General features: G+C 42.1%; 9 protein-coding genes and 1 tRNA gene. 5 read left to right on the top strand and 5 right to left on the bottom strand.

What is annotated here, in order from left to right; translation table 11 throughout:
* Positions 1–418: 418 nt before the first annotated feature.
* Positions 419–1669: a site-specific integrase gene (locus tag VM932_RS08825; RefSeq protein ID WP_326278466.1), complete on the bottom strand. Its 1251-nt coding sequence runs from the start codon at positions 1667–1669 to the stop codon at positions 419–421.
* 217 nt (positions 1670–1886) lie between these two features.
* A tRNA-Pro gene (locus VM932_RS08820) sits at positions 1887–1960 on the bottom strand.
* A 319-nt stretch (positions 1961–2279) separates the two neighbouring features.
* On the opposite strand from VM932_RS08820, the gene VM932_RS08815 reads away from it, so the two are divergent.
* A complete protein-coding gene (locus VM932_RS08815; protein ID WP_326278464.1) occupies positions 2280–3398 on the top strand; it encodes a PQQ-dependent sugar dehydrogenase in 1119 nt (372 codons plus the stop codon).
* Between the two features lie 11 nt (positions 3399–3409).
* Here VM932_RS08815 and murQ read toward each other — a convergent pair whose 3' ends face one another.
* On the bottom strand, positions 3410–4222 hold the full coding sequence (gene murQ / locus VM932_RS08810; RefSeq protein ID WP_326278462.1) for an N-acetylmuramic acid 6-phosphate etherase: 813 nt from the start codon (positions 4220–4222) through the stop codon (positions 3410–3412).
* Between the two features lie 7 nt (positions 4223–4229).
* Complete coding sequence (locus VM932_RS08805) at positions 4230–4979, bottom strand: DeoR/GlpR family DNA-binding transcription regulator (protein ID WP_326278460.1); 750 nt, start codon at positions 4977–4979, stop codon at positions 4230–4232.
* Between the two features lie 181 nt (positions 4980–5160).
* Between VM932_RS08805 and nagB the strand changes: the two genes are divergently transcribed.
* From nagB to VM932_RS08785, 4 genes are all read left to right on the top strand, one after another.
* Entirely contained in the window at positions 5161–7098 is a 1938-nt protein-coding gene (gene nagB, locus VM932_RS08800) for a glucosamine-6-phosphate deaminase (protein ID WP_326278458.1), read from the top strand.
* A 211-nt stretch (positions 7099–7309) separates the two neighbouring features.
* Positions 7310–8575: an MFS transporter gene (locus tag VM932_RS08795; protein WP_326278457.1), complete on the top strand. Its 1266-nt coding sequence runs from the start codon at positions 7310–7312 to the stop codon at positions 8573–8575.
* Positions 8576–8581: 6 nt separating this feature from the next.
* Positions 8582–10168 carry a glycoside hydrolase family 3 protein gene (locus tag VM932_RS08790; RefSeq protein ID WP_326278456.1) on the top strand — a complete coding sequence of 529 codons (1587 nt, stop codon included), beginning with the start codon at positions 8582–8584 and terminating at the stop codon, positions 10166–10168.
* The gene (locus VM932_RS08785; protein WP_326278455.1) at positions 10165–11253 is read left to right on the top strand and encodes an anhydro-N-acetylmuramic acid kinase; all 1089 of its coding nucleotides are present in this window, start codon (positions 10165–10167) and stop codon (positions 11251–11253) included. The genes VM932_RS08790 and VM932_RS08785 overlap by 4 nt, the downstream gene beginning before the upstream one ends.
* On the opposite strand, the gene VM932_RS08780 is transcribed toward VM932_RS08785, so the two are convergent.
* The gene (locus VM932_RS08780) at positions 11250–12464 is read right to left on the bottom strand and encodes a multidrug effflux MFS transporter (protein WP_326278453.1); all 1215 of its coding nucleotides are present in this window, start codon (positions 12462–12464) and stop codon (positions 11250–11252) included. The two genes, VM932_RS08785 and VM932_RS08780, sit on opposite strands and share 4 nt — an antisense overlap.
* Positions 12465–12510 lie beyond the last annotated feature (46 nt).

Below are 12510 nucleotides of genomic sequence, written 5' to 3'. Positions count from 1 at the left end.
TCATTAACAGGTCTTCATATTGAAAATGTCCCAGAGGATTATCAATGTTTTCAGTGTCTCCGAGAGCGCACTGTCCCATTAACCTGCTAAAAATTCCTTCTTTAAAAAATATATACTTCTGTCTATTAGATCATTAATTATCACAACACTGCCTTGGCATGTTGTCGTCTTGCTCTACCGCTTTTCCAAAAAGTGAAAAACCGCTACGACCTGTGACCGTTGGTCCCAGCGTTTTAGGGCACTCTGTGATTCTTCAGATTTTTAGGAGTCACTAATTCATGGGACATGAGGTATCCCATTGATTTTTTTAAAAGTATCCTAGCCCTTTGTTTTTAGGCCCTTTTCAGTTGTCCTATTCCAATGGGACATCAATTTTTATCAGTATGGGATAGTTATTCCTTAAAAGTTGACCTTTGGCCTATTGAATCCCGGTCTTGATGTCCTGTACTGATTTCTTGGAATAAATCTGCATCACCTTCTCCATATCCTCCCCTATTTTCTCCTGTAAGACCCTTGCATAAATTTGGGTGGTTGAGAGTTTACTATGTCCCAACATTTTTGAAACCGTTTCAATTGGAACTCCATTGGACAATGTTACCGTTGTCGCAAATGTATGTCGGGCCATGTGAAAGGATACGTTCTTGTATATCCCGCAGGCCTTTGCTATTTCCTTTAAATAGGCATTGGTCTTTTGGTTGCTATATACGGGCAGCAGGCCATTATCCTCAATTGGTGCCCCTTCATATTTCTTCATGATCTCCACGGCTCTGGGAAGCATAGGGATCTTTACAGGCTCATTGGTCTTTATCCGTCTGGTATATATCCAATAGTTACGGTCAATTCCTTTGCTGATATTGTCCTTGGTCAGAAGCTTGATGTCCATAAAGGTGAGTCCCGTATAGCAACTAAAAAGAAAGACATCCTTTACCCTCTCCCTACCTATGCTCGTGAAAGTGGTATCGTCGATAAGGTCAATCTCCCTTTGTGTAAGATAGTTTCGGTCAAATTTATTGAAACGTAGCTTGAAGTTTCTAAACGGATCTTTGTCCAGCCATTCCAACCTGACCCCCAATCGTACAACCTTCATCAAGCGTTCCAAGTGCTTCATGGTGCCGTTGTTGGTACAGGTCTTGCGATTCTTCTTTGGTTTGAAAGTCCGTATATAGTTTTCGAAATCCAAAATAAACTTGTGCTTCAGATCGCTGAGCGGCACATCACTGGTCTTTAGTTTGGTAGAGATATAACTCTTTAAATATTTTTCCGTGGAATAGTAATTCTTCATGGTCCCAGGCTTTAGGGTATTGACCATGTTTGTATTGTGGTATTCGAAAAGTTCCAAAAGGGCATGGTTCACTTCGTCCTCCCCGACATACCTTGCCTTGATCAATTTTGCCGTTATCAATGCCCTTTCCATGTGCAACTCCCTATGAACATTGAGGATTTCCCCATAAACGGTATCGAGATATGCATTCAGATCTTCCATAATCCTGTTGATTGGGAACGCTTTTCCTCGTAATTTATCCCAATTGCACACCGGAATGTCCCGTTTGATACTGATTTCTGCACGTTCCTTTTTGACCGTTATACGAACATATATATCGTATATGTTCGGGTCATTGCGCTTTTTCCTGACGAAGAAATTGATTCCTAAAGTACTGTCTGTCCGCATGTTGTAATCATTTTAATTGAACAATTGTTATTGGTCGGACTGCCCTTTAACCTCAATTGTTCATACCTAAAACTACAACAATCTGTGTACCAGTGTGCACACCTTATTGCACACCAAAAACATGGTTTTAAATGATATCAGATGGAATCATAAAAAATGAAAAGCACTGATAATCATACAATTAACAGTGCTTTGTTTCTGCCTAGATGGCGGTTCGTCGGGATGACTGGATTCGAACCAGCGACCACGCGCACCCCATGCGCGTACGCTACCAGACTGCGCCACATCCCGAAATCAGCAAAATGCTGATAAAATTCAAAAAAACAATACCCAAATTACAATTCCGCCTACCGCTAAGCAGTCTGGGCAACATACGGAGTCTATCCTGAGCGTAGCCATAGGGCCACATTCCGAAAACGGACTGCAAAAATATAAATTTTGGTGACATTTCAATCCTAAAATTACTTTTTTACCAAAACCACATAGAGAATACTCAAATTTGGATTTTCAATATTCTAAATCATAGTTTCTGTTCTTACAAAAATTCTCTTTATCTTCCATAAAACGGACTTTTAAATCTGCTGTTTATCTATTATTTCAACATAAAATCATGCAAAAGAGCCTCTTATTCCCATATTTTTTTATTTTATTGCTCAGTACATCCTGTGCCCAAAAATCAGATAAGGGCATACATCTTCCAGCAACCATTGATTTTACACCTAAGCTTGTGGTAGGTGGGGTCCAAAATCCTTGGGGCATGGTATTTTTGTCCGACAATAGTATTTTGGTATCAGAGAAATCAGGAAAGCTCCTTCTCCACAAATCCGGAAAAACCATTGAAGTGGACAATGCCCCTGAAGTATACAACCGTGGACAAGGTGGTTTAATGGATATTGAACTGCATCCCGATTACGACAATAATGGTTGGATTTATTTTTCCTACGCTTCTACCGAAGGCAATGAAAAAGGTGGCAATACGGCCATTATACGCGCCAAGTTATCCAACAACAAGCTCGTAAACATTGAAAAATTGTATAAAGCATCGCCAAACTCCACACGCGGGCAACATTTTGGATCTAGAATTGAGTTTGACAATGATGGTTACTTGTTCTTCTCCATTGGTGAAAGAGGGGACAGGGATGTAAACCCACAGGATATTACACGCGATGGAGGTAAAATTTATCGTTTGCACGATGATGGCCGTATTCCTGAAGACAATCCGTTTATTGATGAAACAGGGGCAAAAAAAGCCATCTACAGCTATGGGCATAGAAATCCTCAAGGCTTGGCTCTTCATCCTAAAACTGGAGTGCTTTGGGAACATGAGCACGGACCAAGGGGCGGGGATGAAATCAATATCATACAAAAAGGGAAAAACTATGGATGGCCCGTAATCACCTACGGTATTAATTATAGTGGCACCGAAATTACCGATGAAACCTCAAGGCCAGGCATGGAACAGCCATTGTACCAGTGGACGCCATCCATTGCACCATCTGGGATGACGTTTGTTACTTCCGTGAAATATCCCAAATGGAAAGACAATTTATTGGTAGGCTCCCTGGCTTTTCAATATTTGGAGCGATTGGAACTAAAAGACAACAAAGTTGTCTATCGCGAAAAATTACTGGACGGCATGGGCCGAGTTCGGAATGTACGCCAAGCACCAGATGGTTTCATTTATGTAGGTATTGAAGGTAAAGGGGTTTACCGATTGGAGCCAAAATAATCTGGACCCACTTATTTCAAAGCATCAATGGCCAACTTGACCGAACCATATTTTTTGAGCGCTTTTTCGGCTTCCTCATAACTCAGGTCCAGTTCTTCCATAATATAACGCGTTCCCCTATCCACTAATTTGGTGTTGCTCAATTGCATGTTCACCATTTTGTTGCCTTTCACCCTACCTACGCGAATCATCAAGGCCGTGGAAATCATGTTCAGGACCATTTTTTGACTGGTTCCACTTTTCATTCGGGTACTCCCTGTTAAAAATTCCGGGCCAACGTTCACTTCAATCGGTATATCGGTTGATTGAGCCAGAGGAGACCCTGGATTATTGGTAATCCCCACTGTTAGAATACCATTGGACTTTGCATCTTCAATCCCTCCCAAAACGTAAGGAGTGGTGCCCGAAGCGGCAATGCCCACCAAAACATCATTATCATTAATATTATGTTCCTGAAGGTCTTTCCAAGCTTGCTTCGCGTCATCTTCAGCATTCTCGACCGCCTTGCGAATGGCCTGGTCTCCTCCTGCAATCAATCCAATTACCCGATTATGTGGCATCCCAAACGTAGGTGGAATTTCCGAAGCATCCAATATGCCCAATCTACCACTGGTTCCGGCCCCTATATAAAAAAGTCTACCCCCTTTTTCAAAACGTTTGGCCGTTTCATCGACTACTGTGACCACCTGAGGCAATACCTGCTTGACAGCTTCAGCCACTTTCTTGTCCTCATTGTTGATATTGGCTACAATCTCCAACGTATCCATTTCATCCAACCCATCATAGTTGGATGGCTCCTCGGTAATCTTTATGTGTTTTTTCACCACTACTTTATAGTATTTGTATGTTCAAATTTTTGAATGCGTCCAGTTTTGAATCCCAAGGTTCCAATTCCGTTATCATGGTATTGATTACGTTCAAATCACACGTTTTAAAGCGATGTTGGGAATTCAATTTCTCCGAAATACATAAAAGTACGGCTTTCTTGGAAGCATTGATTACGGCTTTTTTCGTCTGCACCACATCCCAATCAAACTCGGTCAATCCAAATTCCGTGTCAACATAGCCCGTACCTATAAAGCTATAATCCACTTTAATCTGTGACAGTGCATTGATTGTACTGGATCCCATTGCTATTTGCGACCCTTTTGAGAGTGTACCCCCAATAAATATGGTTTCCACATTAGGTTTGCGCAGCAACTCCTTGGCTACAGGCAGACTCAAGGTGAAACAAGTAAGTTTTAGGTTTACGGGCAACAATTTGGCCAACTCAAGGCAGGTTGTCCCCCCATCAATCAAAATGACACTATTGTTTTTAAGAAGGCCCAACGCCTTTTTTGCGATAGTTATTTTCTTGTCTTGGGCATAAACATTGCCCTGATGGGGACTGTGATTGGCAAACCCCAGAGAAACAGCACCTCCATGCACTTTGACCAAGAGGTTTTCATCATCAAGCTCTTTGACATCCCTTCTTACGGTATCTACGGAAACATTGAGCTTGTCCGCCAAATCTGTCAGCAATACCCTATTGTGCAACTCCACCTCATTAAGTATGGAATGCCGTCTTTCTTCTTTAAGCATGTAATATCCTTTTCATACGAATTCAAAAGTAGAAAACAATTACAGAAAATATCTTTTATGAGAACAGAATGTTCACCTTGTCTAAAACTTGCAAACAATTGCAAATATAATGCAGTTTTTTGCCATTTAATGCTTTTTTGATTATATTTGCAGCATCAAAAAGGTCAAAATCAATAAAAACATGCAAGAATTAGCCGATAACTTATTAAAAAAAGAACCTCTGGACACCGAATCCATGAAGTTCGAAAAAATCAACACCCATATTTATCAGGACGCCCAAAGCGCATCGTGGTACGTTGCCAACGAAATAGCAAGTCTGATAAAACAAAAACAAGACGAAGGCAAAAAGGCGGTTCTTGGATTGGCAACAGGTTCTACGCCTACCAAGGTATACGACTATTTGGTTCAGTTCTATAAAGAGGGGCGACTAAGCTTCAAAAATGTTGTCACGTTCAATTTGGATGAATACTTCCCAATGGATCCAGATTCCATCCATAGTTATGTCCGCTTTATGAACGAACATTTGTTTGACCATATTGATATTGAACCTCATAACGTCCATATTCCAGATGGGAGTTTGCCCAAGGATGCAATAAGAAAGTATTGCTTGGATTATGAAGAGAAAATAAAAAATGTCGGAGGTATAGACATACAGATTCTAGGAATCGGTAGAACCGGGCATATCGGGTTCAACGAACCTGGCTCGTCACTGAACAGTAAAACCCGTTTGGTTCGTTTGGACCGTGTTACACGCCTTGATGCCGCAAGTGATTTCTTCGGCGAGGAAAATGTACCGAGAAGAGCGGTTACAATGGGGGTCGGCACCATTATGGATGCCAAAAGAATCATAATCATGGCATGGGGCGAAGGAAAAGCGCCCATTGTCCAACAAGCGGTTGAGGGCGAAATAAAGGAATCCGTCCCAGCAACTTTCCTACAGCATCATAAAAACTGTGATTTTGTTCTTGACGGAGCGGCATCCTCCTATTTGTCAAGAATAAAAACACCTTGGTTGGTTACCGAATGCGATTGGGACGACAAACTCATCAAAACCGCATCAATTTGGCTTTCAGAAAAACTGGGCAAGGCCATATTAAAGTTGACCAACGAAGATTATAATGAATATGGTATGGGTAGCCTAATTGCCGATGTGGGTTCCGCAGAGCAAATCAACCTTTCAGTATTCAATCAATTACAACGCACAATTACCGGATGGCCCGGAGGCAAGCCCAATGCCGATGACAGTCAAAGACCGGAAAGAGCACAACCCCACCCAAAAACATCTTTGATTTTTAGTCCCCACCCCGATGATGACGTAATTTCGATGGGAGGCACTTTGCTGCGTTTGGTGGACCAAGGACATAATGTCCACGTAGCGTATCAAACCTCGGGCAATATTGCGGTTTTTGATGATGAAGTGATACGTTTCCTCGATTTTGCCACCGACGTGCAAAAAGACAACAAGGAACTTAAAAAGAAATTCAAACAGGTCCGTGAGTTTTTGGCCAACAAAAAACCGGGAGAATTGGATAGTCCCGAAGTACAGGATTATAAAGGGTTAATTAGAAAAGGGGAAGCCTTGGCCGCGTGCCGCTATTGTGGCGTGAAGGAAGAAAATGCGCATTTTCAGAACCTGCCATTTTACGAAACGGGTGCCGTGAGAAAGAAACCCCTTTCTGACGAAGATGTTCAAATAACCTATGATTTGCTGAACAAGCTAAAACCACATCAAATTTTTGCCGCAGGAGACCTTTCCGACCCACATGGAACACACAGGGTTTGTCTGGATGTAATCTTTAAAGCCATTCAGCGGTTGGTCGACGAAGGCTCGGACTGGATAAGAAACTGCTACGTTTGGTTGTATAGGGGAGCTTGGCAGGAATGGGACATTGCGGATATGGAAATGGCAGTCCCAATTGGGCCAAAAGATATGGATAGAAAAATCAATGCCATATTTAAACACCAGTCCCAAAAGGATAGTGCCATGTTTCCAGGGAACGACGAAAGGGAATTCTGGCAACGTGCAGAACAAAGAAACAAGGATACCGCAAATAGATATAATGCACTTGGAATGGCAGAGTACGAAGCCATGGAAGGTTTTGTACGATACCATTTCTAAAAAAAACAACATTTCATTTTAAGTTGTTAGTTGTTTAATTAATCCTGAAAAGGCCTACATTTAGTGCATAAGTAGGCCTTTTTCTTTTATGCATCATCGTTAAAACAACATAAAAACCAGACCGTTCACTAAAGTTATACTACCAAATTAGCCTGAACTTCCCGATATTCCAACAAATAAAAGCCAATACTATAAATTAAAACCACCACCAATGAATGTAGCTCCGAAAGATAAAAACGCATGGCTGTGGATTCCCTTTTTATATTTCACCCAAGGGATTCCCTACATTTTGGTGGTAACGGTTTCCGTGATCATGTACAAGCGTTTGGGCATTGGCAATGCGGAAATAGGCTTGTACACAAGTTGGCTATACCTCCCTTGGGTCATCAAACCCTTGTGGAGTCCCATTGTTGACCTGAATGGCACGAAAAGAAAATGGTTTTTGGGCATGCAATTGGCGGTTTCCCTGGCATTTTTGGGGATTGGTCTCTTTTTACCCTCAAATTCGTTCCTTATCATAACGCTAGCGTTCTTTTGGATGGCCGCCTTCGCCTCTGCCACCAACGATATTGCCTCGGATGGGTATTATATGATTGGCCTCACCCAGAAAAAACAATCCTTCTTTATTGGCCTTCGCAGTACATTCTACCGTTTGGCCATGGTTACGGGACAGGGACTTTTAGTGATTTTTGCAGGTTTTTTGGAAAATCAATACGGGGACAATACCAAAGCATGGTCCGTAACCATGATCAGTGCAGCTATTTTAATGCTTGCTTTAACGGTATCCAACTTTTTTACGGCCCCCAAGTTTGAAGGATCAACAACCGAACCCAAGGATAAACCAGCAGGATTCTTCGAGGTATTTACCACTTTTTTCAAAAAACATCAAATTGGAGTAGCCTTATTGTTCATATTAACGTACCGTCTGGGCGAATCACAATTGGTGAAAATGGCATCCCCTTTTTTACTGGATGAGTTACAAGTTGGCGGATTGGCCTACTCTACCGAAGCCGTGGGCACCATTTATGGTACTGTGGGCGTAATTATGTTGTCGCTCGGAGGAATTCTGGGTGGTATCTTGATTTCCCGGGACGGACTTAAAAAGTGGATGCTGCCCATGTTGCTTGCACTCAACCTGCCCAATGCGCTTTATGCGATATTGGCCATAACTCAAACTACCAGCATTTATGCTGTGGCCGGTACCGTAGTGCTTGAACAATTTGGCTACGGTTTCGGTTTTGCCGCTTTTATGATGTACCTTATTTATGTGGCCGAAGGAGCCTCCAAAACATCGCACTACGCCATTGCCACCGGGTTTATGGCCTTGGGCATGATGCTGCCCGGAATGCTGAGCGGATACATTCAAGAATGGTTGGGCTACGACGGCTTCTTTATCTGGGTGGTAATTGCAGCCTTGCCTGCTTTTCTGGTGCTTCGCTATTTAAAATACCCCGCAGATTACGGTAAAAAACAGTAGAATCCAATGACTAAAACCCAACAAGCCTACACACTTCCAAAAAACACACTGACTTTAAAACAAAAAGTGGGGCAATTGTTTATGCCCGCTGTTTTTATCAACGATACCGAAGATGGGGTACGAAAAATGGAGAAGCTCATCAAGGAACATCATATCGGTTCTATCTGTTTTTTCCACAGCAGGGCCAGTGCGGCCACCAATTTTGAAGGAAAGAAAAAGGTGGCTCATAACGCAAAAAGCTACGACCGTTTGTTGGAGCTTATTGCACGGTATCAAAAAGCTGCCAGCGTACCTTTGCTTGTTGCCATTGATGCCGAGTGGGGACTTGCGATGCGTATTGAAAACACACCACAATACCCTTATGCCATTACTTTGGGAGCTTTAACCAGTAATAATGACCTAATTCATAAAGTAGGCGAAGCTATTGGAAACGATTGCAGACGAGCGGGAATACAATGGAATTTGTCCCCCGTTTTGGATATCAACAACAATCCTGAAAATCCCGTAATCGGTTATCGTTCCTTTGGGGATGATAGAAAAGATGTGTCCCACAAAGCAGAAGCATTCCTAAAAGGAATGGCCAAGAGTGGAACCCTAAATTCCATCAAGCATTTTCCAGGGCATGGTGATACGGCAACAGATTCACATTTGGATCTACCTGTAATCGACAAATCCTTGGAGGAACTTATGGAAAATGAGCTTTATCCCTTCAAAAAAGGAATTGAATCCGGGGTGGACTCTGTGATGGTAGGTCATTTGCTCCTACCTCAGTTGGATGCTGAAAATCCATCTACTACTTCTTCCAAAATCATATCGGATCTGCTCAGAAAACAGTTGGGTTTTGATGGTGTTGTAATTTCTGATGCTTTGAACATGCATGCAGTGTCCAAAAAATTTCCTCAAAAAGGGGCCTTGGAAAAAGCTGCTTTTAATGCAGGTATGGACGTGCTTTGTTTTAGTGAAAATGTGGCTGAGGGTATTGATGGGATATTGGCAAGTGCTTCAGAAGAACAAATCCAAGAAAGTTTTGAAAGAGTCTGGAACTTAAAACACAAAGTGTTTTCTGTAAAAATGCAATCCAATGATTCCGGTCTTGATGTAAATTCCAAATTAAACCGTAAAATTGCAGAACAGGGCATCACGGAATTGTATGGTAATGCATCAACCGTAGAGGAAATAAAATCCTCAAACTTCTTGAATGTTTCCGTGAATTCCAGCAAAGAAAATAGCTTTTCGGAACAAATTTCATACAATTTTGGATCAAAAGTGGTTGATTTGGATACGGCCCTGAATTCCAAAGAACAGAATGTATTGTTGAGCATTTTCCCTCCAGCTGTAAAACCCAAAAACCAATTTGGTTTTGATGAAAGTACGTTGACCACTATCCATAAATTGGTGGAGAAGAAAAATACCTTGATCTATCTTTTTGGAAATCCGTACGTCCTGGATATTTTAAAATTGAAGCCATCATCCAATACCGTATTGGTGTATCAGGATTTTCCGGAGTTTCAAGAAGTTGCTTTTGAGCACTTTTCCGATAAAATTGAAGCCAAAGGTAAACTTCCCATCCAACTAAAAACCTTTCAGCCATGAATGTTTATAAAGTTTTGGGATTGATGTCCGGAACCTCTCTCGATGGGTTGGACATTGCCTATTGCCATATTTGGAAAGAAGATGGGAAATGGAGCTTTTCCATAAAAAAAACTACTGAAATCGATTATTCCGATGAAATGAGGGAGTACCTCAAAAAAGCGATTCATCTTTCCGAAGAAGAACACGAGCAACTGCACAAGGATTATGGTATTTGGTTGGGACAACAATCCAAGTTGTTTATGGATGAATTGGGAGAAGAGGTCGATTTTATTGCCAGTCATGGGCACACTTCGCACCACCGACCAGAAGATGGAGTTACGTTTCAATTGGGCGACGGACAGTTATTGGCTAATACATCTGGTAAACAAGTTGTCTGCGATTTCAGAACCAAGGATGTGTCCCTAAAGGGACAAGGCGCTCCCTTGGTGCCCATTGGCGATAAATTGCTGTTCCATGAATACGATTTTTGTTTGAACCTGGGCGGCATCAGCAATATTTCTTTTGATAAAGATGGCCAACGCACTGCCTACGACATTGGATTGGCCAACATGCCACTGAATTACATTACCCATAAAATGGGACTGGCCTATGATGAAAATGGAAAACTGGCCCGTTCCGGTAAATTGGACCACTCCCTGCTACAAAAACTGAACAACCTTAAATATTATGACCTGCCCTACCCCAAATCCACAGGGTATGAGTGGTTCGTTTCCGAAATTGTACCATTGATCGAGGCTTCCGAGATTTCCAACGAGGATTTATTGCATACATTCATCCATCATAATTGCGAACAGATTGCATTTGCTGCCCTCAAGCACAAGGGCAATGGCAAATCCAACAGTAAACTGTTGGCTACGGGAGGAGGTGCGCTCAATCAATTCTTTATGGATACGCTCCAAATTAAACTGGGTGCCGGTATTGAGGTTGTAGTTCCCAACAAAACATTGGTTGCCTATAAAGAAGCCTTGGTTTTTGCGTTAATGGGCGTACTCCGCTTGGAAGGAAAAACCAACGTGCTGAAATCAGTTACAGGTGCCACTTCCGATTCGTGCAGTGGCGAGGTATTTTTTTCCAAAGAAAACTAAGTCGTTGCCAAACGTTTTCTTTTGGGTTTGTTCACCAAAAGAAAAATAGTCAAAGCACACAGTCCACAAATGGCCAAACCTGCAAAAAGGGGCCAAACGGAATCTTTTACAAATTCTCCGATAAAGGTTGCAATGGGAATGGATAGCAATGTCGACACAAACCCATTAATGGCTGCTCCAATTCCGGCAATATGACCGATAGGCTCCATGGCGATGGAACGGAAATTTCCCCACATAAATCCTAGACAGAAAAACTGAACGGATAAAAATCCGACCAAGACATAAATGCTTGGATTAGGGGTGTCGAGAAAAGCAATCGCGTAGGTCAGCGCTACAACGCAAAATACAATGGTTGCCATTAAGGACAACCTTCGCATACCAAAACGCATTACCAAGGTTCCATTCAAAAATGTGGAAAGTCCAATAGAAACCGCAAGGCCTGCAAAAATGTACGGGAATATTTCTTTTAAGGCATATTGATCTTCGAATATATGCTGGGCAGAACTCAAATACACCAAAAATGCTCCCGTTACCAAACCAGATGTCAAGGTAAAGGCAACAGTTTCTTTATATTTTACAAACTCCTTTACACCATCAATAAAAACGTGCCTCGTAAAGGGAATTTTATATTCTGGGTGCAGGGTCTCTTTTTGTCGTTTCCAAAACCATACGGCAATCACAAGTACAAAAAACATTTGCACATAAAAAATGGCTTGCCAACCCGCAGCATCCAAAATCAGTTTACCCACTGCGGGGGCCACAACTGGCACCAAAATGAAAAAAGCGGTGACAAAGGACATTATTTTGGCCATATAATCGCCCTCGTATGTATCCCGAATAATGGAGATGGAGATGGTTCGGGGTGCGGACAATCCAATTCCCTGCAAAATCCTTCCTACGACCATTACTTCCAAAGATGGGGCATACAAACAGATGATACTAGCAATCAAAAAGATGGAAAAACCCATATAAACCACTGGCTTACGTCCAAAACTGTCGGATATAGGGCCAAAGAACAATTGCCCCACGCCCAGTCCCAAGAAAATCATGGTGACCAACAATTGATTATCCGTAGGGTCGGTGCTATTAATGGCAGTCCCAATGTTGGAAATTGCAGGCAGTATGGCGTCAATGGCCAAGGCTACAATGGACATCAAAGCGGCCATCATGGCCACAAACTCAAAGTTGGGTTTTTGATTTAACTTTTGCATCTGGCAAAATTAGGCATACCCAACGGACCAGTAAAGCTTTTAAGAA

The sequence above is a fragment of the Flagellimonas halotolerans genome (genome assembly GCF_035818535.1).
In the GTDB taxonomy this organism is placed as follows: Bacteria; Bacteroidota; Bacteroidia; order Flavobacteriales; family Flavobacteriaceae; genus Flagellimonas; species Flagellimonas halotolerans.
This window is presented reverse-complemented; position numbering and strand designations above follow the sequence as displayed.